The following is a 25485-nucleotide window of genomic DNA, read 5'->3' as shown; positions in this document are numbered from 1 at the left end:
GCATCCTGGGGCTGGAGTAGGTCCCAAGGGTTGGGCTGTTCGCCCATTAAAGCGGCACGCGAGCTGGGTTTAGAACGTCGTGAGACAGTTCGGTCCCTATCCGCCGCGCGCGCAGGAGACTTGAGAAGGGCTGTCCCTAGTACGAGAGGACCGGGACGGACGAACCTCTGGTGTGCCAGTTGTTCCGCCAGGAGCACGGCTGGTTGGCTACGTTCGGAAGGGATAACCGCTGAAAGCATCTAAGCGGGAAGCTCGCTTCAAGATGAGATCTCCCATCCTTTATGGAGTAAGGCCCCCGGCTAGACCACCGGGTTGATAGGCCGGAAGTGGAAGCGTGGTAACACGTGCAGCTGACCGGTACTAATAGGCCGAGGACTTACCACAAACACAATCTTCGCTGACTTCGGTCAGTGTTGCTACGCGTCCACTGTGCAGTTCCCGAGGTGCGGTCCCCGTCTTTGAAGAAAGACGGTGCGGGCCATATCTCCATAGAGTTTCGGCGACCATAGCGAGAGGGAAACGCCCGGTCCCATCCCGAACCCGGAAGCTAAGCCTCTCAGCGCCGATGGTACTGCGCGGGCCACTGCGTGGGAGAGTAGGACGTCGCCGGACACAATTTCCAATGAGGGCCGCCCGGCTTACCGGGTGGCCCTCATTGCATTTGTGTCCAGGATAGGAAATTGCATTATGTCAACATCAGACCGATCGGTTCCGGGTCGCGCCAAGCGCACCCCCGACGTCTCAAAGTCCTCCGGCCCACGCCACGATGCCGGTAGTGCCTCGTCGCGCGGCTCGGCGTCGGGAACTTCGGCCGGGCGGCCTGCCCACCGATCGGGCGCAAGACCTGCCCGGTCAGGCGATTTCCGACCACACTCGGCCGAGCGGCCTCGGTCGAATCGTGACTCCGACGCGTACCCGGTCGATCGCTCGGGGGTCGGCCATGGGGGTTCAGGTGCACGTGGTGGTCGAGGCCCGCGCACAACGGACGTGGCCCGCAGCGGCTCCGACGGCCACCGGAACAGCACCGAGCCGCGTCGCGGCGGCCAGCGTCGCGACGAGCCGGCACGTGGTGCCGGCGGTGGTCAGCGCCCTCCCATCGGCGATGCACGCGGGAGAACCGACCCTCAGGGTCACAATCGTCAACCTGAGGGCCGCGGCGGTAACCCCCGTACCCCGGACGCCCGCGGTGCTCGCAGGTCCGGACCCACGCGTCCGTTCCGTGCAAACTCTGATGATCGTCGGACGACCTCGTCCCGGCCTGCTCGCGGCAACGACCGACAGTTGTCCTCCGAAGAACGTTTCACCAACCCGGAAAGCCGCGAGCAGCGTTATCCGCGGCGCGACGTACGCCCGAACGCAAAGCCTGCGTACGCGACGGTTGCGACGTCGTCCTATCCACCGGTGCCGGAGGATGTCGACCCGTCGCTGCTCGACCGCGACGTCCGCATTGAACTGCGATCGCTGAGCAAGCCGAACGCGGAAGCGGTGGCCCGCTACCTGGTCGCCGCGGGCGAGGCGGTCGACACCGACCCCCGACGCGCACTGGAATTCGCCCGCGCCGCACGGGCGCGAGCCGCGCGAGTCGGTGCGGTGCGTGAAGCCGTCGGCGTTGCCGCCTATCACGCGCAGGAATGGGCCGAGGCGCTCACTGAACTGCGCACCGCTCGACGGATCGGCGGCGATGCGCGCAACCTAGCGTTGATGGCCGACTGCGAACGGGCGCTTGGCCGGCCGGCCCAGGCGTTACGCCTACTCAGCGACCCGGGTGCGGGGCGGTTGGACCCCGAGTCCCGCGTCGAGTTGTTCATCGTCATCGCCGGCGCACGGCGTGATCTGGGCCAGCTCGACGCTGCGCTGGCCATGCTTGCTCGTGGTGGCCTGGACCGCGATCGGCCGCGACCGGGTTCCGCGCGGCTCTGGTACGCCTATGCCGACGCATTGGAGGCAGCCGGTCGCACCGAGGAGGCAGCTACGTGGTTCGCCGCGTCGGCTGCTCTGGACCCGGACGGTGAACTTGATGCTGCTCAGCGCGCGGCCGACCTGCTGTAGTCCCCGGTCCCCAGCACTGCCCTCTGACAGTTTCCCGTTACCCGTCCACTGAGCCTTGCTTCGTCCACAGCGGCGCAAGCAGACAGTCGCGGTCGTGGTGATACCGGCACGCTGCTGAGATGACAACGAACGAGGATCCGCCCGCGGCGGACAACTGCGTGTTCCTGCGTGGCCGACTGGCCGACGACCCTGTCGTCCGTGAGCTACCCAGCGGCGACGTGATGGCCACCTTCCGCCTGACCGTCAGTCGGGGTCCTGGCGGACGGGTGAAGGTCGACAGCATCGACTGTGCGAGTGTCCGGGCGCGGGTGCGCCGAACCCTGGGCCGTGCTGCGCCCGGGGACCAGATGGAGGTCAAGGGAAGCCTGCAACGTCGCTTTTGGCGAAGCGAGTCCGGCCCGACCAGTCGCTATACCGTCGACGTGGAGACGATCCGGCTCACCCGTCCTGGTCGATGAGTCGTCGGATGAGCAGGCCCGATGCCGGTTTCGGTGTGAACAAGGTGGACTTGCGTGGCATCCGAGCGCCGGCTGCTGCAACCGCGGTCACCGCGGCGACCGGAGTCGCGCGAAGTAGGACGGCGATGCCCCCCGAGTCACGTGCATCGCGGATCGCCTCGTCGACGGAGTGCGCGTACTTCACCGTGTCGACATCGTCGACGACACCCCACGCCCGCTCGATCAGGCCACGGTGCAGCACGGTTACGTCCAGCCCGCTCAATGCCGGCACGTCGCCCGGGCGCTGTGCGGCGCGACGGAGCGTCCCGTCCGGGTCGGTGAGCAAGGCAGTCTGCCCGCCGTCCGTGACCACCACCGCGAAACCTCGCATGCCATCCGCCTCCGGCGGCGGCGCGGGATTCTCGGACGATCTGGCGGTGTCGAGCATTTCGGCGTGCCCCAACCCGCCGAGGCGCTCGACGGCGTCGGCGAACGACAGACCGGGAATGACACGGTGAATGGCATGCACCTGCGGGCCGTAGTCGGTGGAGTCCACGAGCAGGGCCAGGCCACGGTCCCACGGCCCCGGGCCGTCGATGCCCCGTCGTCGGCGCTGCCGTTCTCGGTAGGTCGCGTAGCGGTGGTGACCGTCGGCGATGAGGGCGCGTCGGCCGGCGAGGTCGTCGGACACGGCCGCGTGCGCGTCGCGGTCGGTGACTGCCCACAACCGGTGGGTGATCCCGTCCGGCGTGGTGGCCTGCGCAAGCGGCTCCGCCGAATCGACACCGCGGGTGACCCCCGACGCCGGGCCGCCGCCGTCGTACACGAGGTAGATGGGTTCAAGGTCGCTGTCGGTGGCAGTCATGAGCTCGAGCCGATCGGCTACCGGGCCGGCCATGGTGTTCTCGTGCGGCAGGACGACTCCGTCGGCAGGATCGCGCAGTTCGACCGCGCCGACGAGCCCGCGGGTGGTGTGCTGGTCGCCGTCGCTCATCTCGTACACGTACAACGCCGGTGCGTCGTCAACCGCGTACAGGCCGTCGTGCACCCGACGGGTCAGGTCCTGCGCCGCGCGCCGGTACCCCTCCGGTGTCGGGTCGGGCAGGATCACGCCGACCGCGTTGTCCGGATTGGCGCGCAGCAGCTCGGCCTTCTGCGCCGCATCGATGACGTCGTAGGGCGGGCAGAGCAGAGACGCGATGTGCTCCGGCGAACCGTGCGGCCGGCTCGCGCGGAACGGAGCCAACGACAGACCCTGGCTGAGTCCGGCGGCGTTGACGCTGCCGTCTGGGTTCATGTCTGGCGATCGTACGCAGCGTCCGGGTCGTGGAATCATGCGACCCGTGAGCTCTCCTCTGCGCGGTTCGACGCGTCCACTCTCGCAGTGCTACGACGTGGCGATGTTGGATCTGGACGGCGTCGTCTACGTCGGACCCGACGCCGTACCTGGCGTGCCACAGGCGCTCGAACAGGCGCGCGGCGACGGGATGCGGTTGGCCTTCGTCACGAACAACGCGGCGCGCACTCCGCAGACCATCGCCCAGCACCTGACCGAGCTGGGTATCGCCGCCGAGCCGGAAGAGGTCATCACCTCCTCGCAAGCTGCAGCCCGGTACCTGGCCGATCGCCTGCCTGCCGGGGCGCGGGTCCTGGTGCTCGGCACCACCGGCCTGACCGAGGCACTCCTCGAGCGAGGGCTGACGCCGGTCCAGGACGCGCAGGGGCAGGTCGATGCCGTGGTCCAGGGATTCTCACCGACCATGGACTGGACGCTGCTGTCCGAGGGGGCAGTGGCGATCAACCGCCGGGTGCCGTGGGTGGCGACGAACGTCGACCCCACGGTCCCGTCACCTCGCGGCCCGTTGCCGGGCAACGGCTCGCTTGTCAAGGCCCTGCAGCTTGCAACCCGAGTGGACCCGATCGTCACCGGCAAGCCCGATCCGACGATGCATCGCGAGACGGTGCTGCGTACCGGGGCGGCGACACCGCTGGTCGTGGGCGACCGGCTCGACACGGACATCGAGGGCGCGAACGCCGTCGGCTGCGACAGCGTGCTGGTTTTCTCCGGAGTGACCACGCTGTCGGACCTCTTGCGGGCTGGAGCGCTGCACCGTCCGACCTACCTGGGGCAGGACCTGAGCGAGATCCTGATGGTGCACCCCGAAGTCGATGTCGATGGATCCGCAGCCCGCTGCGGTCGGTGGCGGGCGTCGGCCGAACGTTCGGGACAGGCGGACGTCCGGGCCTTGTTGGACTCGGTGTCCGACGATGCGCAGCGCCCAAACGCGGGGGTCGACCGCCGGCCCGCGAAGTCGAGTTCGCTCGACGGTTCTGGCTACGGCGAAGACCAGCTCGACGCGATCAGAGCGTTGTGCGCGGCGATTTGGGCGGGAACAGACGCTGCGGCAGAGCAGGTGGTGGTTTCTGCCGGCGACTCCCACGACGCGGGCGACATGCTCGCCGGGCTGCGCATCGACGCTCAGTAGCGGCTCGCCGACGACAGGAACCCGAGTCGGGTGGGGTGATGTGCGGGCTGAGCGATCGGGGGTCAGAAGATGGAGCGCAACTTCATCATGTCCCGGACCCCGGCATTGACCTTCACCCGGCCGCTGGCCCAGGCCGATGCCAGGTTCAGCGAGCCGGCGACCAGGGCCACCAGGTCGTCTCCGGTGAGGTCGAGCTTGATCTGGCCGGCCGCCTTGTCGACCTGCTTGATGTCCAGCAACAGCCCGTCATGCAACCGGCCGCCGAATACGGCGCCGAGATCGCGGATCGTGCAGCTCAGCGAGCGATCGAAGCCGGTCGTGCGCTGTCCCGGGTCCTTTTCCGCCATCCGGTCCGCGAGTTGGTGCAGGGCCTGCTCGCACTCCTGCAGACTGGCCACCGGAACTCCGTTCACAGCGGTACCGGTTCGAGGCACCTGGGGACGCATGATCAGAACAACTTCGACGCTACCGCAGGCCCGAACCAGTACCGTCGAGCCGAGGCGCCGCAACGGGTCCGGTCCGACCCGGATCGTCTGACGTCAGGAGTCCTGTGACTGCGTTCGAGCCATCCGCTGGCCCACCCGAGGATGCCGGGTCCGCGGGCGCACGGTTACCGGTGGCCGCGGCAATGGCCCGGCTCGACGGTGTGCACCAGCTGCCGCTGCACGAGCAACCGGACGTCTACCAGGCCGCGCACACCGAGCTGCAGAACGCGCTCGTGGCCATCGACGACGCCTGAGCGCATGGCCCGACGACTGTCGCGCCTCGACGCCGAACTGGTCCGGCGCGGCCTGGCGCGCTCACGCGAGCACGCGGCGACCCTGATCGCCGAGGGTCGGGTCGAGCTGCGCGGGGTCACGGCCAGCAAGCCGGCCACCGGCGTCGACGGCGACGCCTCGGTGCGGGTGCGTTCCGACGACAACGATCCGAACTACGCGTCGCGGGGTGGGCACAAGCTCGCCGGCGCGCTAGCAGCGTTCCCGCAGATCGTCGTGACCGGCCGTCGCTGTCTGGACGCCGGTGCCTCGACCGGAGGGTTCACCGACGTGCTCCTGCGCTCCGGCGCGGCACACGTGGTCGCCGTCGACGTCGGCTACGGGCAGCTGGCGTGGTCCTTGCGCACCGACCAGCGCGTCGAGGTCATGGACCGCACCAACGTGCGAACGCTCGACGCGAACACCATCGGCGGGCCAGCCGGGTTGACCGTGGCCGACCTGTCGTTCATCTCGCTCCCTATCGTGCTGCCCGCCCTGACGAGCTGCACCGCACCCGACGGTGACCTGCTACCCATGGTCAAGCCGCAGTTCGAGGTCGGGCGGGAACGGCTCGGGGCCGGGGGAGTCGTGCGCAACCCGCAGCATCGCGCCGCCGCGGTGGTGCACGTCGCCGGTGTGGCGGCCGGCCTCGGCTGGTCTGCGCAGGGCGTAACGCGCAGTCCGCTGCCCGGCCCGTCGGGCAACGTGGAATTCTTTCTGTGGCTGCGTCGAACCGACGGCGAGGGCCTGAGCCCTGAGGAGATCACCGCCACCGTGATCGCAGATGACACCGCAGACGACGCCGTACACCGGGCCGCCGCCGGAACCGCCACATGAGGTCCGTGCTGCTCGTGGCGCACACCTCACGCCGGCGCATCATCGAGCTCGCCACCCGCGCGGCGTCGCTGCTGCACGACTCGGGCTTCGAAGTCCGGATGCTGCCGAGCGAGGCGGCGGCGTGTGTCGGCCACGGCGTGCGGGTGATGGATGAGGCCGATGCTGCGCAGGACTGCGAATTCGTGATCGCACTCGGCGGCGACGGCACCCTGCTGCGGGCGGCCGAACTCGCCCGCCCAGCCGGGGTGGCGATGCTCGGCGTCAACCTCGGCCACGTCGGATTCCTGGCCGAGGCCGAGCCAGCCAAGCTCGATGACACCGTCGCCACATTGACCGCAGGTTCCTTCGAGATCGACGAGCGAGTGACGGTCGACGCCGAGGTCATCGTCGACGGCCAGATCGTCAGCCGGGCCTGGGCGTTGAACGAGGCCTCTCTGGAACGAACGAACCGCGAACGCATGCTGGAGGTTGCGGTGGCTGTCGACGAGCGCCCGTTCCTGCGTTTCGGGTGTGACGGCGTCCTGTGCGCCACGCCCACCGGCTCCACCGCGTACGCCTTCTCGAGCGGCGGCCCGATCGTCTGGCCGAACGTCGACGCCATGCTCATCGTCCCGAACGCCGCGCACGCCCTGTTCGCCCGCCCCTTCGTCGTCGCGCCTTCTTCAACGGTCGACATCGAGCTGGTCAGCGCCACCCACGCGGCGGTGCTGAGCTGCGACGGGCGCCGGTCGTATCCGGTACAGGCCGGTGCCCGCGTGCGGATCAAGGGCGGTGCGCTTCCCGTGCGGGTCGTCCGGCTCGGCGATGTCACCTTCACCGACCGGCTGGTGTCGAAGTTCCAGCTGCCCGTGCGCAGCCTGCGCGAGGCCTCACCCCCGCCGCCCGACGAGGACGACTGAGCGACGCTTGCGGAGCGAGAATGGGGGACTGAACACCGTCGTCCACAGCGCGTACCGCTGCCGGGCGCACCCTGCGGTTAGCCTCGTGGGGTGCTGGAGGAGCTGCGGATCAGCGGTCTCGGGGTGATCGAGGAGGCGACGCTTCCCCTCGGCCCCGGACTGACGGTCGTCACCGGCGAGACCGGCGCCGGCAAGACGATGGTCGTCACGGCGCTGATGCTGCTGTTCGGCAGCCGCGCCGACGCCGCGCGGGTCCGGACCGGGGCCAAGCAGGCGACGGTCGACGGTCGGTTGGTGCTGCCAACCGGAACGGCCGCCGCTGCGCGGGTTCGCGAGGCGGGCGGCGACCTTGATGGCGACACCGGTACGACCGAGGAATTGTTGTTGCGCCGGGTCGTCAGCGGGTCCGGGCGTTCGCGGGCCCACGCGGGTGGCGCAGGCGTGCCGGTGACCGTCCTCGTGGATCTGGCCGAGCACCTCGTCGCCGTGCACGGACAATCTGAACAGCTACGCCTCGTCCGGCCCGTGGCCCAACGCGCGGCCCTGGATCGGTACGCCGGGCTCGACCTCGGCGACTACGCCCAGACCTTTGCCAGCTGGCGGCGGGCCGATGCCGAGCTGAGCGACCGGGTGGCCCGCGCCGCCGAGCTGCGCCGCGAGGCCGATCTGCTGACCCACGGCATCACCGAGATCGAGAACGTCGCCCCGGAGGCCGACGAGGCCGACGAACTCACCCGCCAGGCCGTCCGGCTCGGACAGGCCGATGCCCTGACCTCCGCCGCTCGTGCCGCGCACGACGCACTTGTGGGCGACGCCGATGACCCGGCCGCCGACACCGCCGACGTGCTGGCGCTGCTCGCTGTGGCCGACCGGTTGCTCGGCTCCCAGGCGGGCGGCGATCCCGAGCTCGATGAGCTCACCGTCCGGTTGGCCGAGGTGAGCTCGCTCGTCGCCGACCTGGGTGCCGACCTCGGCTCTTACGCCGCCGGTCTGGAAAGCGACCCAGCCCGGTTGGCGCAGATCGAGTCGCGCCGCGCCGCGCTCGGCGCCCTGTTGCGCAAATACTGCGACGAGCCCGAACCGAGCCTGGCGGGGGTGCTGCGGTGGGCCGACGCGGCGCGCGAGCGGCTGGCCGACCTCGACGTGTCCGACGAGGCCGTCGCCGCGCTGCGCGCACGGCGCGACGCGGCCGCTGGGCAGGTGGCCGAGCTGGCCGTCGCCCTGTCGGGCGCTCGCCGGGAGGCTGCGACCCGCCTCAGCGCGGCGGTGAGCACTGAACTCGCCGGCCTGGCCATGCCCGACGCCCGTGTCGAGGTCGACGTGCGCCCCCGCCCGGTCAGTACTGGTGGGGCCGTCGTGACGGTCGAGGGGCGCGAGCTTGCAGTCGGCCCCGAGGGCGCGGACGACGTTGAGCTGCTGCTGCGCCCTCATCCCGGCGCGCCGGCCCTGCCGATCGGGCGCGGCGCGTCGGGCGGTGAGCTGTCACGCGTCATGCTCGCCCTCGAGGTGTGCCTCGTCGACACCGACCCGGTTCCGACGCTCGTGTTCGACGAGGTCGACGCGGGCGTGGGTGGCCGCGCGGCTGTCGAGGTCGGCCGTCGCCTCGCGCGCCTCGCCCGTGAACGGCAGGTCCTGGTCGTGACGCACCTCGCCCAGGTCGCCGCCTTCGCCGACCGGCACGTAGTAGTGGACAAGCCCGGCGTAGTGGACAAGCCCGGCGTAGTGGACAAGCCCGGCGCAGTGGATACGCGAGATGCCGGGAAATCAGCCGGGGTCACCGCGAGCGACGTGCGAGTGGTCACCGACGACGAGCGGGTGCGCGAGCTCGCCCGGATGCTCGCCGGGTCCGACAGCGCGACCGCTCGCGAACACGCGGCGGAGCTGCTCGCCGACGCCGCCACCGAACGTCCTGGCCGCCGGGCGGCCAAGGCCCGGCGCCGCGCTCACGCAGAGTAACCACCCGCTCATCGCGGACGAGCGGCCCCGCGTGGCAACCGCGAATCAACGGCACCGGGTGGCAGCATCGGCGTTCATGAAGATCGCAACCCTGCGCCGCCGCAGCGAGGTGCGACCCGGTGTGAGCGGGGTGGCCCGGCTCGACCGCCGCACCTCGCGCCTCGCGACCCGGTTGAACCCCGGTGACATCGCGATCATCGACCACGTCGACCTCGATCGGGTCACCGCCGAGACGTTGATCAAGACGAAGCCGGTGGCCATCGTCAATGCTCAGCCGTGCATCTCGGGGCGGTACCCGAACCTCGGGCCGGAGCTCATCGTCGCGCAGGGCATCCTGCTGCTCGACGATGTCGGACCTGACGTCTTCGCCGCAGTCAGGGAGGGCACGCGAATCCGCGTCGACGGCGACACGCTGTACATCGGCGAGGACCCGGTACTCACCGGCACCGTGCAGGACGCCGCCAGTGTCCTGGCCTCGATGAGCGAGGCCAGGACCGGGCTGTCGGCCCAGCTCGAGGCCTTCGCCGTCAACACCGCCGAGTTCATGAACCGGGAGCACGACCTGCTCATCGACGGAGTCGGCATCCCGGAACTGAGCACGCGGATGAAAGGCCGGCACGTTCTGGTGGTCGTCCGCGGGCAGAACCACGCCAAGGACCTCAAGGCGCTGCGCCACTACATCCGCGAGTTCAAGCCCGTGCTCGTCGGCGTCGACGGCGGCGCCGATGCACTGATCGAGGCCGGGTTGCGCCCCCACGTCATCGTGGGTGACATGGACACGGTGTCCGACACCGCGCTGGGTTGCGGTGCCGAGGTGGTGGTGCACGCCAGCGCTGACGGGCGGGCGCCGGGCCTGTTGCGCGTCCAGGACCTCGGCGTTCCCGCACTGACCTTTCCGATGTCCGGCGGCAGCGAGGACGCCGCGCTGTTGATCGCCGACGAGGCCGGCGCCGAACTGATCGTCTCGGTGGGCAGCCACGCCGACCTCACCGAGTTCCTCGACCGCGGTCGTCAGGGGATGGCGTCCTCGTTCCTGACCCGGCTGCGACTGGGCAGCAAGCTCGTCGACGCGCGCAGCGTCACCCGGCTCTACCGTTCCCGCGTTACCGCCGCCGCGCTGCTGCTGCTGGTGATCGCGGCTTTCGTGGCCATCGTCGCCGCACTGTCGGTGTCCGACACCGGACAGACCTACCTGTCGAGCATCGGCGACGGCTGGGACCACCTCGTCAACTGGGTACAGGATTCCTTCTCGTGATCTCTTTTCGCTATCACCTCGTCTCGATCGTCGCGGTATTCCTGGCGCTCGCGCTGGGCATCGTCGTGGGCACCACCGCCCTGAACGGCCCGATCACGAAAGACCTGCGCAACCAGGTCAACGACACCAAGGACCAGCGCGACCGCCTCGCCGCGCAGGTCAAGTCGCTGCAGGGCCAGGTCAGCGACGCCGGCCAATTCGCGTCGACGTACGGCGCGCAGCTGGTCGCCGGCCGACTGAAGGGTCGTTCGGTGCTGGTCGTCAGCATGCCCGGGACGACGCAGACGATGCGCAATGGCGTGCGCAGCCGGATCGCCGCGGCCGGCGCCACGGTCAGCGGGCAGGTGTCCCTGACCAAGGACTATATCGACGCCAGCCAGGGCAATGCGATCGTCACGCTGGCGACAACCAACCATCCGATCGACATCACGCTGCCCGAGACCAGCGATCCGGCGCAGCTCAGCGCAGCCCTGCTCGGCTTCGTGCTGGTCGGCAAGGGTCAGCCTTCGGATCTCACCCAGGTACTCGGCGGCTTCAGCCAGTTGCACATGGTCGACGCGGACGCGGGACTCAAGGCCAGCACCGACGTCGTGGTGATCGCCAAGGGCTCGATGGCCAAGGACTCCTACGCCCAGTCCAGCGAGCTGGCATTCGTCAACGAGCTGGCCAAGAAGGGCGGCCACGTGGTCGTCGCCGGTGACGATCCGTCGGCCGACAAGAGCGGGCTGGTCGGTCTCGTGCGTGCGCCGGGCGGCAACCGCACCGGTGTGGCCACCGTCGACAACGCCGACAGCGCCTTTGGGCAGGTCTCCGCGGTGCTGTCGTTGGCCGACGCGATCGGCGGCCGCGTGGGGCACTACGGAACGCAGAACGGCGCCGACGCCCTGTTCCCTGCACCGGCCAGTTGATTCCACCTCACGCCTCAGACGCGCATGCTGCGTGTTAGCGTGAACTTCCGTGGATCGACTGCCAGCACAGGACTCGACACGCTCTGAGTCAACACGCTCTGAGTCAACACGGTCTGACTCGACGCGAAGAATGCACGCCACCCGACATGTCTTCGTAACCGGCGGCGTCGCGTCCTCCCTCGGGAAAGGCCTCACCGCCTCGAGCCTGGGATCGCTGCTGAAGGCGCGTGGGCTGCGGGTGACGATGCAGAAACTCGACCCGTACCTCAATGTCGACCCGGGCACGATGAATCCCTTCCAGCACGGCGAGGTCTTCGTCACCGAGGACGGCGCCGAGACCGACCTGGACATCGGGCACTACGAGCGCTTCCTCGACACCGATCTCGTCGGCTCGGCCAACGTGACGACGGGTCAGGTGTATTCGAGCGTCATCGCCAAGGAGCGGCGCGGCGAGTACCTCGGCGACACCGTGCAGGTGATTCCGCACATCACCAACGAGATCAAGGACCGCATCCGGGCAATGGGCGATCCCGGCCCGGATGGCCAGGTGCCCGACGTCGTCATCACCGAGATCGGCGGCACGGTCGGCGACATCGAGTCGCTGCCGTTCCTGGAGGCCGCTCGGCAGGTCCGGCACGAGGTCGGCCGCGACAATTGCTTCTACCTGCACGTGTCGCTGGTGCCCTATCTGGCACCGTCCGGCGAGCTGAAGACCAAGCCGACGCAGCACTCGGTGGCGGCGTTGCGCAGCATCGGTATCGCCCCGGACGCGATCGTGTGCCGCGCCGACCGCGACCTGCCAGACGGTCTCAAGCGCAAGATCGCGCTGATGTGCGACGTCGACGCGGAGGCCGTGGTGGCTGCCGTCGACGCACCAAGCATCTACGAGATCCCCAAGGTGCTGCACGCCGAGGGGTTGGACGCCTACGTCGTGCGTCGGCTCGGGCTGTCGTTCCGCGACGTCGACTGGACGGTGTGGGGCGACCTGCTCGACCGGGTGCGCAACCCTCGCTCCGACGTCACCATCGGCCTCGTCGGTAAATACGTCGACCTGCCCGATGCTTACCTGTCCGTGGTCGAGGCGCTGCGCGCCGGCGGCTTCGCCCACCGCGCCAAGGTCAACATCCGGTGGATCCCGTCGGACTCCTGCGACACGCCGGTGGGTGCCGCCACCGCGTTGCAGGGACTGGACGGCGTGATAGTCCCGGGCGGGTTCGGCATTCGCGGTATCGAGGGCAAGGTCGGTGCGCTGCGGCACGCGCGCGAGCGGCGGATCCCCGCGCTGGGACTGTGCCTGGGCCTGCAGTGCATGGTCATCGAGGCCGCGCGGAACCTTGCCGGGATCACCGATGCGAACTCTGCCGAGTTCGCGCCCGACACCACCGAGCCGGTGATCGCCACGATGGCCGACCAGGTCGCTGCGGTGGCCGGCGAGGCCGACCTCGGCGGCAGCATGCGGCTGGGCTCGTACCCGGCGGCGCTCGTGCCGCGATCGGTGGTCGCCGAGGCCTACGGGCAGACGTCGGTGACCGAGCGGCACCGGCACCGCTACGAGGTCAACAACGCCTACCGCGAACGCCTCGAGGCGGCCGGGCTCGTGGTGTCGGGGGAGTCGCCCGACGGTCGGCTCGTTGAGTTCGTCGAGCTGCCCCGCGACGTCCATCCGTTCTACGCCGCTACCCAGGCGCACCCGGAGCTGAAGTCCCGCCCGACACGCGCGCACCCGCTGTTCAAGGCCTTCATCGGTGCCGCGCTGGACTACAACGACGCCGAGCGGTTGCCGGTCGAGATCCCGGAGCTCACCGCGGTCGACCCGGAGCCGGCCGGCGTGCAGGTCTAGATGAGCGACGCTTGCGGAGCGAACAGAGTGATCGCGCCTATCGGCGCGAGGCCGGGCCCGAGCGAAGCGAGTGGTCGGGGTGAGAGTCGATGAGCGAGCAGGACGAGTACGAGCTCGTCGACTCCGAGACCGTCTTCGAGGGCCGCATCATCACCGTGCACCGCGACACGGTGCGGATGAGCGACGACTCGACGTCGATCCGCGAGGTCGTCGATCACCAGGGTGCGGTCGTGATCCTCGCCCTGGACGACGAGGGGCGGGTGGTGCTCGTCAACCAGTACCGCCACCCCGTCCGGGTCCGGCTGGACGAGCTGCCCGCCGGCTTGCTCGACGTCGAAGGTGAACCCGCGGTGGACGCTGCCAGGCGCGAGCTGCGCGAGGAGACCGGGCTCGAGGCCGACACCTGGCACGTCCTGCTCGACCTGTACTCCTCGCCCGGCTTCTCGAACGAGGCGTCGCGGGTGTTCCTGGCGCGCGGTTTGCGACCGGTCGATCGGGAGGGCTTCCAGGCGACCGGCGAGGAGCTGACGATGACCGTCGAGCGCGAGCCGTTGGCGAAGGCGGTGCACCGAGCGTTGTCGGGCAGCATCACCAACGCCGCGTCGGTCGCCGGGCTGCTGGCGGCCGTGCACGGTCGGGCTACCGACTGGCGTGACCTGCGCCCGGCCGACGCGCCCTGGCCGGCCCGTCCGCAGGCCTGATGCCGCGACCGTCGACCGCTGATCGGCACGCGCCGGCAGCCGTGACGCGTGGGTTCCTCGACCACCTGGCAGTGGAACGCGGCGTGGCGGCCAACACCCTGACCTCCTACCGGCGCGACCTGGAGCGCTACCAGGACTACCTGCAGGCGCAAGGTGTGACCACGCTGGTGGCGGTCGAAGCGGCGACGGTGAGCGGGTTCCTGTCCTACCTGCGCGAGGGCGACGTCGACCATGCGCCGCTGTCGGCGTCGTCGGCTGCCCGGGCAGTCGTCGCGGTGCGCGGGTTGCACCGCTTCGCGCTGCGTGAGGGGCTGGTCCAGGTCGATGTCTCGCGCGAGGTGCGGCCGGCCGCTCCGCCGCGCCGGCTGCCGAAGGCAATCACCGTCGAGGATGTTGAACGGTTGCTCGACGCCGCCGGCTACGCCCGCACAACGCTGGCCCTGCGCGACCGCGCCCTGCTCGAGCTGCTCTACGGCACCGGTGCGCGGATCTCGGAGGCGGTGGGGCTGGACGTCGACGATCTCGACCTCGTCGACGAGACGGTGCTGCTGCGGGGCAAGGGCGGCAAGGACCGGCGGGTACCGGTGGGGTCCTATGCGGTGAACGCGCTGTCGGCTTATCGAGTGCAGGCGCGCCCCGCGTTGGTGGCGCAGGGCTCACACCGGACCAGCAGCACCCCCAAGTTCTTCCTCAACGCGCGGGGTGGGCCGCTGTCGCGGCAGTCCGCGTGGGTGGTGCTGCGGACGGCGGCCGAACGCGCCGGCCTGGCCGACGGGTTGTCGCCGCATACGCTGCGCCACTCGTTCGCGACCCACCTGATGGAGGGCGGTGCCGACGTGCGCGTCGTGCAGGAGCTGCTCGGGCACGCCTCGGTGACGACGACGCAGATCTACACGCTGGTGACGGTCGACCGGTTGCGGGAGGTCTACGCAACGGCACACCCGCGGGCACGCGGCTAGGGGCATAGCCGCGGGCACGCGGCTAGGGGCATAGCCGCGGGCACGCGGATAGCGGTCGGCGCAGGACTGCGCTGGTATAGATTCAGACGCGATCGGACGGAACGGGAGGGCGGCGCACTACATGACCAGCTCGGGTCCCGACGATCCGGCCGACGCGCTGTTCCCGGCCGAACCCGGGTTCTCTGCGAAGGACAAGGGACCCACCGATCCCGCCGCTGCCCGCCCGCACCGCGAGATCCCTGAGCCGCCGCCGTTGCAACGGCACGGTCCGGCGCGCGTCCTCTCGCTGTGCAATCAGAAGGGCGGCGTCGGCAAGACGACGTCGACGATCAATCTGGGGGCGGCACTGGCCGAGCTCGGTCGCCGCGTGCTGCTCGTCGACTTCGACCCGCAGGGGGCGCTGTCGGCCGGGCTGGGCATTGCCCCGCATGAGCTGGAACGCACCACCTACAACCTGTTGCTCGAGCGCAGCGTGCACATCGACGACGTGCTGCGTAAGACCGGCGTCACCGGTGTCGACCTGCTGCCGAGCAACATCGACCTGTCGGCGGCCGAGATCCAGCTCGTCACCGAGGTCGGTCGGGAACAGACGCTGGCGCGGGCCTTGGCGCCGGTGCTCAGTGACTACGACTACGTGCTCATCGACTGCCAGCCGTCGCTGGGTCTGCTGACGGTCAATGCGCTGACGGCCTCGCACGGGGTGATCATCCCGCTGGTGTGCGAGTTCTTCAGCCTGCGCGGGGTCGCGCTGCTCGTCGACACCATCGAGAAGGTGCAGGATCGGCTCAACCCCCAGCTCCGCCTCGAGGGCATCCTGGCCACGATGTACGACAGCCGCACGAATCATGGTCGCGAGGTGTTCTCGCGGGTACTCGAGGCGTTCGGCGACACGGTGTTCCAGACCGTCATCGCCCGCACCGTGCGTTTTCCGGAGACGACCGTGGCCGGCGAACCGATCACGTCCTGGGCGCCGAACTCCGCGGGGGCGACTGCGTACCGTGCGCTGGCCCGCGAAGTGATCGCGCGCTCGTGAGCGAGCTCCCAACAGTCGCCTCGCTCGACGACGAGATCGAGCTCGTGGCCTATCTGGACGACGTGGGCGCCGCGGAGCTGAGCGCCGGGACGCTCGAGGTGGCGCCCGACGACCGGTCCTTCCGGGTCCGGCTGGACAACTTCGAGGGGCCGTTCGACCTGCTGCTCAACCTGATCAGCCGCCGCCAGCTCGACGTCACCGAGGTCGCGCTGTCGCAGGTCACCGACGAATTCATCAGCTACCTGGCCGGCGTTGGCTTATGGACTTCGGCTGATCTTGATAGAGCCACCGAGTTCCTCGTCGTCGCCGCCACCCTGCTCGACCTCAAGACGGCCCGCCTGCTGCCGGCAGCCGAGGTCGAGGACGAGGAGGACCTCGCGCTGCTCGAGGCTCGCGACCTGCTCTTCGCCCGGCTGCTGCAATACCGCGCGTACAAGCTGGCAGCGGCCTATTTCGCCGAACTCGACCGCGCGCAGGCTCGACGGCACGGCCGGGCCGTCGAGCTGGAACCGCGGTTCGCCGAGCTGCTGCCCGAGGTGTTCATCGGCGTCGACCCGCAGCGCTTCGCTGCGATCGCCGCGGGCGCGCTGACCCCGAAACCGGTGCCTGTCGTGCTGACCGACCACGTGCATGCCCCGCAGATCAGTGTCACCGAGCACATCGCGATCATGCGCAGCCGGTTGCGCAGGCAGGGCGCGATGACTTTCCGGGCGCTCGTCGGCGACTGCCAGTTGACGCTGGAGGTGGTGGCCCGCTTCCTCGGCCTGCTCGAGTTGTACCGCGACGGCTCGGTCGCGTTCGATCAGGCTGCCGCGCTCGCCGAGCTGCGGGTCCGCTGGACGGGCAGCTCGGAAACGGACGACAGCGAGGAGGCGTCGATCGACGCCGACGAGGAGTACGCATGACTGACCCGGATTTCGGTGGCGGGGCGACCGCGGTGAGCGACACCGCACCCGATGGGTTTGCTCCGGGCGACGCCGTGGCGCTCGACAACACCGAGCTGCCGGACGACCTCGCGCTGCGCCTGGCCGACCCCGTCGATCTCGCCTCGGCGCTCGAGGCGATCCTGTTCGTCGTCGAGGCACCGGTCAGTGTCGCGAGCCTCGCCGCGTCCCTGCAGCTGACCACCGCCGCGATCACCGAGGCGCTGGACGCGCTGCGCACCGGTTACAACGAGCGCAGTGCGGGCTTCGAGTTGCGCGAGATCGCCGGCGGAGTCCGGCTGTTCACCCGCCCGCAGCACGCCGAGATCGTCGAGCACTTCCTGCACGACGGGCAACGCACCCGCCTCACCCAGGCCGCCCTCGAGACGCTGGCCGTGATCGCGTACCGCCAGCCGGTCACCCGGCAACGGGTGTCGGCGATCCGCGGCGTCAACGTCGACGGCGTGGTGCGCACGCTGCTCGCCCGCGGGCTTGTCGTCGAGGTCGGCCAGGACCCCGACACCGGAGGTGGGCTGTTCCGCACCACCGACGTGTTCCTGGAGAAGATGGGGTTGCGTTCGCTGGACGAGCTGCCGTCGCTGGCTCCGCTGCTGCCCGACATCGACGGACTCGACGATATCGACGACGTAGCCGGCGGGTCAGGGAATGGCTGAGCTCCCCGACGGCATCCGGCTGCAGAAGGTGCTCGCATCGGCCGGGGTCGGATCGCGCCGGGTGAGCGAAGACCTGATCGCGGCCGGCCGCGTCACCGTGGACGGTGAGGTCGCGGTGCTGGGCGCGCGCGTCGACCCGGAGACGGCGGTCATCCACGTCAACGGCGACCGGATCGTGGTGCGCAGGGACCTCGTTCACCTGGCGCTGAACAAGCCGCGCGGCGTGCTGAGTGCGATGTCCGACGACCGCGGACGGCCGACGGTGGGCGACCTCGTCGCCGACCGCGAGGAGCGCCTGTTCCACGTCGGACGGCTGGACAACGACAGCGAGGGGTTGCTGCTGCTCACCAACGACGGCGACCTCGCTCATCACCTCATGCACCCGTCCTTCGGGGTGCTGAAGACCTACCTGGCCACCGTGCCGGGGCCGATCGGCAAGGACGTCGGTCGACGGCTGCTCGCCGGGATCGAGCTCGACGACGGCCCGGCGAAGGCCGACGCCTTCAAGGTCGTCCAGACGCAGGGTGACCAGGCGATCGTCGAGGTGATCCTGCACGAGGGCCGCAAGCACATCGTGCGCCGGATGCTGGACGAGGTTGGACACCCGGTGTCGCGACTCGTCCGCACCCGCATCGGGCCTGTGCGCCTCGGCGCACTGCGCGTCGGCACGCTGCGCCCGCTGACGCGTACCGAGCTGGCCGAGCTGCACCGGTTGGCCGAGACCGCGCCGGCGTCGGAACCGATCGAGGAAACGGAAACGGGTGACTGACGTGGCGGTACGGGCGGTGCGTGGCGCGATCCAGGTCGACGCCAACGAGCGCGACGACATCCTGCAGGGGACGTCGGAGCTGGTGACCGAGGTGCTGGCTCGCAACGAGATCGACCCGGCTGATCTGATCAGCATCGTATTCACCGCCACGCCCGATCTGGACGCCGATTTCCCGGCCTACGCGGCCCGGTTGCTGGGCCTCGTCGACGTGCCACTGTTGTGCACCACGGAGATCGCCGTCCCGGGTGCGATGCCCCGCGTGTTGCGGTTGATGGCACACGTCGAGACGACTCGCCCGAGGGCCGAGATCCGGCATGTCTACCTGCGCGGGGCCGCGGCGCTGCGTACTGATCTGCCGCAGTAGGCGCCAGTGACGGGTCGTCCGTATCCTCGACCTGTGCACACCCCACCCGCGCCGTTCACCGGTGTCGTGGCCCTGGACGGCCCCTCGGGTACCGGCAAGTCGACCGTTGCCCGGCAACTGGCGCAACGGCTCTCGGCCCGCTACCTCGACACCGGGGCGATGTACCGGGCAGCCACCGTCGCCGCGCTGCGCGCAGGCGTCGAGCTCGACGACAGCGTCGCCGTCATCGGCGTCGTCGAACTTGCCAAGATCGAGATCTCGACGGATCCGACGGCCGTATCCGTGCACCTTGACGGGGAGGCCGTGGACAGCGAGATCCGTAGCCCCGGGACGACGGCCGCCGTCAGCGCGGTGTCGGCCGTACCCGCCGTGCGCGCACAGTTGGTCGCGGCGCAACGTGAGCTGATCGGCGACGGCGGCATCGTCGTCGAGGGTCGCGACATCGGCTCGGTCGTCTGGCCCACCGCCCGTCCGAAGGTTTATCTCACGGCGAGCCCCGAAGCGCGGGCCGGGCGGCGGGCCGGTGAACTCGGCGCCGACGTCGCCACGATCGCCGCCGACATCGCCCGCCGGGACCGGTTGGACAGCAACCGCGCCGCCAGCCCGCTCACCCAGTCGCCCGACGCCATTGAGCTCGATACCACGGACCTCGAGATCGGCGAGGTCGTCGACCGGCTCGTCGAGCTGGCGAACGCCGTCACGAACTCTGCGGACTGATGTATGCCCCCACGCTGGCGGACCGGATCACCGGCTCCGCCGCCCTGCGCCGCCGGCAGACGATCGGCCGCCGCCTCGCGCACGGCCTGGGTCAGGTGCAGCTGATCGGGCTCGAGAACGTCCCGGCCACCGGAGCCGTCGTGCTGGCCGGCAACCACCGCTCCGCCCTCGACGGGCCGTTGATCTTCGCCTTCGCGCCCCGGCCGGTGACCTTTCTGGTCAAGGACGAGGCGTTCGTCGGCCCACTCGTGCCGCTGCTGCGCGGCGCCGGACAGGTGCCCGTGGTGCGCCAACGGGTCGACCGCGCGCCGATCCGGCTCACTCTTGAGCTGCTGCGTACAGGCGGCGTCGTCGGCATCTTCCCCGAGGGCTCACGTGGCGACGGGCTGGCGAGCACCGCCAAACCGGGCGCCGCCTACCTGGCGCTGCGCTCGGGCGCAGCAGTGGTGCCGGTGGCCTGCCACGGCACCGGTGATCTGCTACAGCACCGGTGGCCGCGGCCGAGCGCACACATGGTGTTCGGACCAGCGGTGCCGTTCGCCCGGCACCCCGACGCCCTGCCCCTGAATCGACGCACGGTGGCCGCCGCCACCGAACGGATCCGCCTGGCGCTGGCCGACCTCGTCACGCAGAGCGCGCCGACCGGGACGAGGACCGCCGCATGACCGACACTCCAGACAACGTCGACACCGACGACGAGGTAATCCCCACCGCGCCCGTCGTGGCTGTGGTCGGGCGCCCCAACGTCGGCAAATCGACGCTCGTCAATCGCATCCTGGGTCGCCGCGAAGCCGTCGTGCAGGACATCCCGGGCGTCACCCGCGACCGCGTCGCCTACGACGCGTTGTGGAACGGGCGCCGCTTCACCCTCGTCGACACCGGCGGGTGGGAGCCGGACGCCCGCGGGTTGCAGGCGATGGTGTCGGCGCAGGCCGAGCGGGCCGTCGTCACCGCCGACTTGGTGATGTTCGTCGTCGACGGGCGCACGGGCGCCACGGAGACCGACCTCACCGTGGCCCGCACGCTGCGCCGGGCGAAGCGTCCGGTCGTGCTGGCCGTCACCAAGGTCGACGACGAGCGCCTCGAGTCCGACACCGCCGAGCTCTGGTCGCTCGGGCTCGGCGAGCCGTTCCCAGTCAGCGGGCTGCACGGGCGCGGCAGCGGTGACTTGCTCGACGCTGTGCTCGACCGGCTGCCCGACGCGCCGGCCGATACCGACGTCGAGGGCGGTCCGCGTCGCGTGGCGCTGGTGGGCCGGCCCAACGTAGGCAAGTCCAGTCTGCTCAACAAGCTCACCGGCGAGGACCGCTCGGTCGTGGACTCCGTCGCGGGCACGACCATCGACCCCGTCGACAGCCTGGTCGAACTCGGGGGCCAGACGTGGCAGTTCGTCGACACCGCCGGCCTGCGGCGGCGCGTCCATCAGGCCAGCGGCATGGAGTACTACGCGAGTCTGCGGACAGCTGCGGCCATCGAAGCCGCTGAGGTTGCCGTCGTGCTGCTGGACGCCTCCGAGCGGCTCAGCGAGCAGGACCAGCGGGTCATCGCCGACGTCGTCGACGCCGGTCGCGCGCTCGTCATCGCGTTCAACAAGTGGGACCTCGTCGACGAGGACCGCCGCGAGCAACTCGACCGCGAGATCGAGCGTGACCTCGCCCGGGTCGCCTGGGCGCCGCGCATCAACGTCTCGGCCCGCACCGGACGTGCGGTCGAGAAACTGGCCGTCGGCCTGCAGACGTCGCTGGAGTCCTGGGACCGGCGGGTGTCCACCGGACGGCTGAACACCTGGCTCACCGACATCCTGGCGGCCACCCCGCCACCGGCCCGAGGGGGCCGTGCGCCGCGCGTGCTGTTCGCGACGCAGGCCGACACCCGTCCGCCGCGGTTCGTGCTGTTCACGACCGGATTCCTCGAGGCCGGTTATCGACGCTTCCTGGAACGGCGGTTGCGCGAGGACTTCGACTTCACCGGCACGCCGATCGAGATCTCGGTGAAGGTCAGGGAGAAGCGCCAGCGCTGACCGGCGCCTCGAGCCACCGCCCGCCCTCGGCGACGCGGAACGCGGCGTAGCGCGCCAGTGACAGCTGCGGCATTCCGAGCACCGCGTCGATCGGGATGAGGTAGGCGTCGAGCTCGCCGGTCAGGATGAAGAAAAGGTCGATCTCGTCGGGCAGGTAGACGGCACGTCCGCGGCGCCGTGAGGCAGATACCCCGACGAGCGGCGAGCCGGACCGGGTATGCGTTGTGGTCTTGACCTGTATGCGTTGCGTCGCGCCGCGCTCGCACTCGACCAGCAGGTCGTAGCGACAGGGTTCGAAAGGCCAGGACACGGCGTACCCGTGCAGGGTGAACCACGCTGCAGCGAGCATGGTTCCCGCGCGTCTCAGGTGCGCCGGGTCAGCTGGGGCATCGAAGGTCTGGGTCTCGGGAACGGGCCGACGGTCGAGCCGGGTGAGGTCGAGGGACAACCGAGCGGCGTGACCGCGGACCGCGGAAAGGTTCCCGCCGCCGTCCGACAGATCGAGGCGAACGAGCACCTCGCGCCACGAGTCAGCCGTGGCGATAGCCGTAGCGAGCTGCGAGTCCGACCATCTGCGCTGCCCGGTGAAGTGACTGTGGTCTATGCCCAACGCGTCCACCTGCCGTCGGACGGCCCGGAAGGTCCCGGCCGACGTATCCGGTCGACCCAGCGCCCGCAGCACGCCGCGCCAGGAGCGAGACGACGCGACTGCAGTGGCCAGTTCTTCGACCGTGTGCTCGGCGCGCGTCGACATGTCGATGACGTTATGGGCCGGGTCGGACAGTTTTGCTCTGCGATACGCTGACCCGTCGCGGGACGTAGCTCAGTTTGGTAGAGCACTCGGCTGGGGGCCGAGAAGTCGCAGGTTCAAATCCTGTCGTCCCGACAGTGTTGATAGGGGTGGGGAGCAGGCACGATCCGTGCCCGGCACCCATAGCCAGGGGCGACGGCTGCCGTCCCCCCGACGGCATGCCGACGCCCCTGGCGAATGGTGCGACAGGCCACCGGAATACCCGTGGGTCTCCGGTGGACACGCAGGTCTTCCCCCGAAGGACTCTGCGCGGCCGCTAAGCAATGCCCCCCAGCACGCTTGCGAACTGTCTCCGTCAGAATGCCCAGGACGATCGCGATGATCACCGATCGCGAAGCTGATCACCCGGGAGTCACCAAGCCACGCAATGCTCGTTATCGCCCTGGAAATTTGGTGCGGTCCCCAGCGCATAGCGCGGGATAGGCTGGGACGGCACGTTGCGCCGCGGTGAGGGGGTCGGCATGAGTGAGACCGCCCCGATCGTGGAGCAGACCACGCCGGGCGCCGACCGGATCTGGACGATTCCCAACGCGCTGAGCATCCTGCGGCTGTTCGGTGTCCCGCTTTTCCTGTACCTGGTGCTCGGCCCGCACGAGAACGCCTGGGCCGTCGTGGTGTTGGCGGTGTCCGGCTTCACGGACTGGCTGGACGGCGTCCTGGCCCGCGCGCTCAACCAGATGAGCACCTTCGGGGCGTTGCTCGACCCGCTGGCCGACCGGCTCTACATCCTGGCCACGCTGGTCGGGCTCGTGCTGCGCGACATCATCCCGCTGTGGCTGGCCATAGTGATAGTCGGCCGGGACGCGGTGCTGGCCGTCGCGCTGCCGCTACTGCGCCGCGCCGGCTACGGACCGCCCGCCGTCCACTACCTCGGCAAGGCTGCGACCTTCTGCCTGCTCTACGCCTTCCCGCTGTTGCTGCTCGGTACCTACGACAACCAAACTGCCTACGTCGGCAAGGCCATCGCCTGGGGTTTCACCATCTGGGGATCGACGCTGTACGTGTGGGCCGGCGCGGTGTATCTCAGGCAGGTGATCGGCCTGATCCGCAATCCGGTCGGGGCGCCCGCACGTGCCGGCTGACTCGCCCGTGCCGCCGTCGTTGCGCAGCACCAATCGCGAGTCCGCGCAGCTGCTGATCGACCTGGTCAACGACACCCTCGACCCGGGTTACGCGGCGGCCGCTGCCCAGCACGGGCCCGACGGAGCGCGGCGCTCGTGGGACCGTCCGGCCGTCGCCCTCGGTTGCCTGCTGATCGGCTTCGTCCTGGTTGTGGCTTACGACCACACGCACCGCAGCGCGCCCGAGACCCAGCAGGTGCACGATTCGCTCGTGCAGCGGGTGCGCGCAGCGCAAGCGCGCGCCAACACGCTCGCCGGACAGCTGGGACAGGCCGAGCGGTCGCTGTCGAGCGAGCAGAACCGGGTGCTGCCGAGCTCGGGCGCGGCGGCGCGCGCGCGGCTGAGCGGGCAGGTCGCGGCCGGCGAGCTTGCTGTGCACGGCCCCGGGCTCACCGTCACGCTGCGCGGGCCCAAGGCGGCGAAGACGACGGCCAGCAACGGCCGCGTCGGCAGCGACTCGCTTGCGGCGACGAGCGTGCTTACCGACCGCGATGTGCGCAGCGTGGTCAACGAGCTCTGGGCCGACGGCGCTGAGGCGATCGCGGTGAACGGTGTCCGCCTGACCCCGACCAGCGCCATCCGCTTCGCCGGCGAGGCCGTGCTCGTCGACTTCCAGCCGATCACCGCGCCATACACCATCGCCGCGGTCGGCGATGCCGATGCGCTGTCTACGAACTTCGCACAGAGCGCGGTAGCCAGTCGTTACCAGACGCTCGTCAGCGCCGACGGGATCGGCTTCTCCGTCGACACCCGCTCGCGCATCGAGCTGCGGGCCGGTGTCCCCGGTACGCTTCGCTATGCCGTGCCGATAACCCCCAAGCCCACCCCCGCACCGACGTCGACCCGCCGATGATCGCCGGCCTCGCGCTGGTCCTCGGCATCGTGCTCGGCCTCGTACTGCGCCCCACCGTCCCTGGGTGGCTGGAGCCCTACCTGCCCATTGCGGTGGTCGCCGCGCTCGATGCGGTGTTCGGTGGCCTGCGCGCCCGGCTCGACGGCATCTTCGACGCCAAGGTATTCGTGGTGTCCTTCATCTCCAACGTCCTCGTTGCGGCCCTGATCGTCTTTGTAGGCGACAAACTCGGCGTCGGCGCCCAGCTCTCCACCGCGGTCGTCGTAGTCCTGGGTATCCGGATCTTCGGCAACGCCGCCGCGATTCGTCGACACCTGTTCCGGGCCTGACGCATGACCGACGACGCCGACGACGCCGACGACGACGAGGTGATCGGCGAGCAGCACCTCGCGCCGCAGCGAAACCGCGGTCTGCTCGGCGGCCGGCACTCCTCGGCCGCGGTCATCGGCGTGCTGACGCTGCTGCTCGGCTTCGCGATCGTCGTTCAGGTGCGCGCAAACTCCTCGGGCGACAACCTGTCCGGCCTGCGCGAGGACGACCTGGTCAGCATCCTCGACAACCAGAACAACCGGGCCGACCGGCTGCGTGAGCAGATCACCCAACTGCAGGGCAGCCTGCTCCGGCTCAAGGACTCGGGTGATCGCTCGGCTGCGGCCAGCGAGCAGGCCCGCACGGAGGAGCAGGCGCTCGGCGTTCTGCTCGGCACGCTGCCGGCCACCGGGCCGGGCGTGCACATCACCGTGTCCGACCCCGACGGCCGCCTGGGCGGTGAGGACCTGCTCGACGTCGTGGAAGAACTGCGTGGCGCGGGAGCCGAGGCGATGTCGTTCGGGCCGGTGCGGGTCAGCACCGACACTTCGTTCACCGGAGCGGACGGCACGGTGCGGGTCGACGGCCAGACCCTGCGGCCGCCCTACGCCGTCGTGGCCATCGGTGACCCGAAGACGTTGGACACTGCGCTGAACATCCCGGGCGGCGTCGCCGCGACGTTGCGCACCGAGGGCGGCGACCTGACCGTCGCGGAACGCAGCTCGGTCGCGATCACCGTCACCCGCGCATTGCCCAGGGCGAAGTACGCGAAGCCCTCGCGTTGAGCCGGCAAGCGGTGGGTAGGGTCA

Annotated in this window: 27 protein-coding genes, 1 tRNA gene and 2 rRNA genes; 27 read left to right on the top strand and 3 right to left on the bottom strand. The window is 70.0% G+C overall.

The genetic code is table 11. The features are described from left to right. From ACFFC4_RS06665 to ACFFC4_RS06650, 4 genes are all read left to right on the top strand, one after another. Positions 1-384: ribosomal RNA gene (locus tag ACFFC4_RS06665) — 23S ribosomal RNA — on the top strand; the annotation flags it as partial. 111 nt (positions 385-495) lie between these two features. After that, positions 496-612, top strand: a 5S ribosomal RNA gene (gene rrf / locus ACFFC4_RS06660). A 789-nt stretch (positions 613-1401) separates the two neighbouring features. Beyond that, positions 1402-2049: a hypothetical protein gene (locus ACFFC4_RS06655; RefSeq protein ID WP_375499000.1), complete on the top strand. Its 648-nt coding sequence runs from the start codon at positions 1402-1404 to the stop codon at positions 2047-2049. 119 nt (positions 2050-2168) lie between these two features. Continuing rightward, the gene (locus ACFFC4_RS06650; RefSeq protein WP_375498998.1) at positions 2169-2507 is read left to right on the top strand and encodes a single-stranded DNA-binding protein; all 339 of its coding nucleotides are present in this window, start codon (positions 2169-2171) and stop codon (positions 2505-2507) included. Here ACFFC4_RS06650 and ACFFC4_RS06645 read toward each other — a convergent pair. Next, positions 2488-3783 (bottom strand): DUF1015 family protein, encoded by a 1296-nt coding sequence (locus ACFFC4_RS06645; protein WP_375498996.1) that lies wholly within the window; start codon positions 3781-3783, stop codon positions 2488-2490. The two genes, ACFFC4_RS06650 and ACFFC4_RS06645, sit on opposite strands and share 20 nt — an antisense overlap. A 103-nt stretch (positions 3784-3886) precedes the next feature. On the opposite strand from ACFFC4_RS06645, the gene ACFFC4_RS06640 reads away from it, so the two are divergent. Further along, positions 3887-4972 carry an HAD-IIA family hydrolase gene (locus ACFFC4_RS06640; RefSeq protein WP_375498994.1) on the top strand — a complete coding sequence of 362 codons (1086 nt, stop codon included), beginning with the start codon at positions 3887-3889 and terminating at the stop codon, positions 4970-4972. A gap of 62 nt (positions 4973-5034) precedes the next feature. Here ACFFC4_RS06640 and ACFFC4_RS06635 read toward each other — a convergent pair whose 3' ends face one another. Further along, positions 5035-5370, bottom strand: coding sequence for a sterol-binding protein (locus ACFFC4_RS06635; RefSeq protein WP_375498992.1), 336 nt, complete (start codon positions 5368-5370; stop codon positions 5035-5037). Between the two features lie 218 nt (positions 5371-5588). Between ACFFC4_RS06635 and ACFFC4_RS06630 the strand changes: the two genes are divergently transcribed. The 17 genes from ACFFC4_RS06630 to der all read left to right on the top strand — a co-directional run bounded on the left by ACFFC4_RS06630 (position 5589) and on the right by der (position 21582). Continuing rightward, a complete protein-coding gene (locus ACFFC4_RS06630; protein ID WP_375498990.1) occupies positions 5589-5711 on the top strand; it encodes a hypothetical protein in 123 nt (40 codons plus the stop codon). A gap of 4 nt (positions 5712-5715) precedes the next feature. Further along, entirely contained in the window at positions 5716-6564 is an 849-nt protein-coding gene (locus tag ACFFC4_RS06625) for a TlyA family RNA methyltransferase (RefSeq protein ID WP_375498988.1), read from the top strand. Further along, positions 6561-7463 (top strand): NAD kinase, encoded by a 903-nt coding sequence (locus ACFFC4_RS06620; RefSeq protein ID WP_375498986.1) that lies wholly within the window; start codon positions 6561-6563, stop codon positions 7461-7463. The genes ACFFC4_RS06625 and ACFFC4_RS06620 overlap by 4 nt, the downstream gene beginning before the upstream one ends. Before the next feature lie 90 nt (positions 7464-7553). Beyond that, positions 7554-9419: a DNA repair protein RecN gene (gene recN / locus ACFFC4_RS06615; RefSeq protein ID WP_375498984.1), complete on the top strand. Its 1866-nt coding sequence runs from the start codon at positions 7554-7556 to the stop codon at positions 9417-9419. Positions 9420-9495: 76 nt separating this feature from the next. Then, positions 9496-10674 (top strand): putative cytokinetic ring protein SteA, encoded by a 1179-nt coding sequence (gene steA / locus ACFFC4_RS06610; RefSeq protein ID WP_375498982.1) that lies wholly within the window; start codon positions 9496-9498, stop codon positions 10672-10674. After that, entirely contained in the window at positions 10671-11582 is a 912-nt protein-coding gene (locus ACFFC4_RS06605) for a copper transporter (RefSeq protein ID WP_375498980.1), read from the top strand. The genes steA and ACFFC4_RS06605 overlap by 4 nt, the downstream gene beginning before the upstream one ends. 130 nt (positions 11583-11712) lie before the next feature. Next, entirely contained in the window at positions 11713-13422 is a 1710-nt protein-coding gene (locus ACFFC4_RS06600; RefSeq protein ID WP_375498978.1) for a CTP synthase, read from the top strand. Positions 13423-13511: 89 nt separating this feature from the next. Next, positions 13512-14123, top strand: coding sequence for an NUDIX domain-containing protein (locus tag ACFFC4_RS06595; RefSeq protein ID WP_375498976.1), 612 nt, complete (start codon positions 13512-13514; stop codon positions 14121-14123). Then, positions 14123-15082 (top strand): site-specific tyrosine recombinase XerD, encoded by a 960-nt coding sequence (gene xerD, locus ACFFC4_RS06590; protein ID WP_375498974.1) that lies wholly within the window; start codon positions 14123-14125, stop codon positions 15080-15082. The genes ACFFC4_RS06595 and xerD overlap by 1 nt, the downstream gene beginning before the upstream one ends. Positions 15083-15203: 121 nt before the next feature. Further along, positions 15204-16115, top strand: coding sequence for a ParA family protein (locus ACFFC4_RS06585; RefSeq protein ID WP_375498972.1), 912 nt, complete (start codon positions 15204-15206; stop codon positions 16113-16115). A gap of 62 nt (positions 16116-16177) precedes the next feature. Continuing rightward, on the top strand, positions 16178-17020 hold the full coding sequence (locus ACFFC4_RS06580; protein ID WP_375499038.1) for a segregation and condensation protein A: 843 nt from the start codon (positions 16178-16180) through the stop codon (positions 17018-17020). Continuing rightward, positions 17017-17712 carry an SMC-Scp complex subunit ScpB gene (gene scpB / locus ACFFC4_RS06575; protein WP_375498970.1) on the top strand — a complete coding sequence of 232 codons (696 nt, stop codon included), beginning with the start codon at positions 17017-17019 and terminating at the stop codon, positions 17710-17712. The genes ACFFC4_RS06580 and scpB overlap by 4 nt, the downstream gene beginning before the upstream one ends. Continuing rightward, the gene (locus ACFFC4_RS06570) at positions 17705-18481 is read left to right on the top strand and encodes a pseudouridine synthase (protein WP_375498968.1); all 777 of its coding nucleotides are present in this window, start codon (positions 17705-17707) and stop codon (positions 18479-18481) included. The genes scpB and ACFFC4_RS06570 overlap by 8 nt, the downstream gene beginning before the upstream one ends. A 1-nt stretch (position 18482) precedes the next feature. Beyond that, positions 18483-18845, top strand: a complete 363-nt coding sequence (gene aroH, locus ACFFC4_RS06565; RefSeq protein WP_375498966.1) for a chorismate mutase — start codon at positions 18483-18485, stop codon at positions 18843-18845. A 33-nt stretch (positions 18846-18878) separates the two neighbouring features. Next, positions 18879-19562 carry a (d)CMP kinase gene (gene cmk / locus ACFFC4_RS06560; RefSeq protein ID WP_375498964.1) on the top strand — a complete coding sequence of 228 codons (684 nt, stop codon included), beginning with the start codon at positions 18879-18881 and terminating at the stop codon, positions 19560-19562. Next, positions 19562-20227, top strand: a complete 666-nt coding sequence (locus tag ACFFC4_RS06555; RefSeq protein ID WP_375498962.1) for a lysophospholipid acyltransferase family protein — start codon at positions 19562-19564, stop codon at positions 20225-20227. Before cmk ends, ACFFC4_RS06555 begins: the two co-directional genes overlap by 1 nt. Continuing rightward, positions 20224-21582 carry a ribosome biogenesis GTPase Der gene (der, locus tag ACFFC4_RS06550; RefSeq protein WP_375498960.1) on the top strand — a complete coding sequence of 453 codons (1359 nt, stop codon included), beginning with the start codon at positions 20224-20226 and terminating at the stop codon, positions 21580-21582. Before ACFFC4_RS06555 ends, der begins: the two co-directional genes overlap by 4 nt. On the opposite strand, the gene ACFFC4_RS06545 is transcribed toward der, so the two are convergent. Then, positions 21560-22336, bottom strand: coding sequence for a group I intron-associated PD-(D/E)XK endonuclease (locus ACFFC4_RS06545; RefSeq protein ID WP_375498958.1), 777 nt, complete (start codon positions 22334-22336; stop codon positions 21560-21562). The two genes, der and ACFFC4_RS06545, sit on opposite strands and share 23 nt — an antisense overlap. Before the next feature lie 58 nt (positions 22337-22394). Here ACFFC4_RS06545 and ACFFC4_RS06540 point away from each other — a divergent pair. The 5 genes from ACFFC4_RS06540 to ACFFC4_RS06520 all read left to right on the top strand — a co-directional run bounded on the left by ACFFC4_RS06540 (position 22395) and on the right by ACFFC4_RS06520 (position 25461). Continuing rightward, positions 22395-22468 (top strand) — tRNA-Pro (locus ACFFC4_RS06540). Between the two features lie 386 nt (positions 22469-22854). Further along, positions 22855-23475: a CDP-alcohol phosphatidyltransferase family protein gene (locus tag ACFFC4_RS06535; RefSeq protein ID WP_375498956.1), complete on the top strand. Its 621-nt coding sequence runs from the start codon at positions 22855-22857 to the stop codon at positions 23473-23475. After that, the gene (locus ACFFC4_RS06530; RefSeq protein WP_375498954.1) at positions 23465-24367 is read left to right on the top strand and encodes a DUF881 domain-containing protein; all 903 of its coding nucleotides are present in this window, start codon (positions 23465-23467) and stop codon (positions 24365-24367) included. The genes ACFFC4_RS06535 and ACFFC4_RS06530 overlap by 11 nt, the downstream gene beginning before the upstream one ends. Next, the gene (locus ACFFC4_RS06525; protein WP_375498952.1) at positions 24364-24696 is read left to right on the top strand and encodes a small basic family protein; all 333 of its coding nucleotides are present in this window, start codon (positions 24364-24366) and stop codon (positions 24694-24696) included. The genes ACFFC4_RS06530 and ACFFC4_RS06525 overlap by 4 nt, the downstream gene beginning before the upstream one ends. A gap of 3 nt (positions 24697-24699) precedes the next feature. Further along, entirely contained in the window at positions 24700-25461 is a 762-nt protein-coding gene (locus tag ACFFC4_RS06520; protein ID WP_375498950.1) for a DUF881 domain-containing protein, read from the top strand. The last annotated feature ends 24 nt before the right edge of the window (positions 25462-25485 follow it).

This window comes from uncultured Jatrophihabitans sp. (assembly GCF_964244045.1).
Taxonomy (GTDB): Bacteria; Actinomycetota; Actinomycetes; order Mycobacteriales; family Jatrophihabitantaceae; genus Jatrophihabitans.
The sequence above is the reverse complement of the archived record's forward strand: the minus strand, read 5'-3'. Positions and strand labels throughout refer to the sequence as shown.

Bases quoted from the DNA above. Each gene is read 5' to 3' on its own strand.
- ACFFC4_RS06650 (WP_375498998.1), top strand. From the start codon at position 2,169: ATGACAACGAACGAGGATCCGCCCGCGGCGGACAACTGCGTGTTCCTG.
- ACFFC4_RS06625 (WP_375498988.1), top strand. From the start codon at position 5,716: ATGGCCCGACGACTGTCGCGCCTCGACGCCGAACTGGTCCGGCGCGGC.
- ACFFC4_RS06595 (WP_375498976.1), top strand. From the start codon at position 13,512: ATGAGCGAGCAGGACGAGTACGAGCTCGTCGACTCCGAGACCGTCTTC.
- ACFFC4_RS06600 (WP_375498978.1), top strand. From the start codon at position 11,713: ATGCACGCCACCCGACATGTCTTCGTAACCGGCGGCGTCGCGTCCTCC.
- xerD (WP_375498974.1), top strand. From the start codon at position 14,123: ATGCCGCGACCGTCGACCGCTGATCGGCACGCGCCGGCAGCCGTGACG.
- ACFFC4_RS06535 (WP_375498956.1), top strand. From the start codon at position 22,855: ATGAGTGAGACCGCCCCGATCGTGGAGCAGACCACGCCGGGCGCCGAC.
- scpB (WP_375498970.1), top strand. From the start codon at position 17,017: ATGACTGACCCGGATTTCGGTGGCGGGGCGACCGCGGTGAGCGACACC.
- ACFFC4_RS06585 (WP_375498972.1), top strand. From the start codon at position 15,204: ATGACCAGCTCGGGTCCCGACGATCCGGCCGACGCGCTGTTCCCGGCC.
- ACFFC4_RS06570 (WP_375498968.1), top strand. From the start codon at position 17,705: ATGGCTGAGCTCCCCGACGGCATCCGGCTGCAGAAGGTGCTCGCATCG.
- der (WP_375498960.1), top strand. From the start codon at position 20,224: ATGACCGACACTCCAGACAACGTCGACACCGACGACGAGGTAATCCCC.
- ACFFC4_RS06545 (WP_375498958.1), bottom strand. From the start codon at position 22,336: ATGTCGACGCGCGCCGAGCACACGGTCGAAGAACTGGCCACTGCAGTC.
- ACFFC4_RS06555 (WP_375498962.1), top strand. From the start codon at position 19,562: ATGTATGCCCCCACGCTGGCGGACCGGATCACCGGCTCCGCCGCCCTG.
- ACFFC4_RS06640 (WP_375498994.1), top strand. From the start codon at position 3,887: ATGTTGGATCTGGACGGCGTCGTCTACGTCGGACCCGACGCCGTACCT.
- steA (WP_375498982.1), top strand. From the start codon at position 9,496: ATGAAGATCGCAACCCTGCGCCGCCGCAGCGAGGTGCGACCCGGTGTG.
- ACFFC4_RS06520 (WP_375498950.1), top strand. From the start codon at position 24,700: ATGACCGACGACGCCGACGACGCCGACGACGACGAGGTGATCGGCGAG.
- ACFFC4_RS06645 (WP_375498996.1), bottom strand. From the start codon at position 3,783: ATGAACCCAGACGGCAGCGTCAACGCCGCCGGACTCAGCCAGGGTCTG.
- ACFFC4_RS06525 (WP_375498952.1), top strand. From the start codon at position 24,364: ATGATCGCCGGCCTCGCGCTGGTCCTCGGCATCGTGCTCGGCCTCGTA.
- ACFFC4_RS06620 (WP_375498986.1), top strand. From the start codon at position 6,561: ATGAGGTCCGTGCTGCTCGTGGCGCACACCTCACGCCGGCGCATCATC.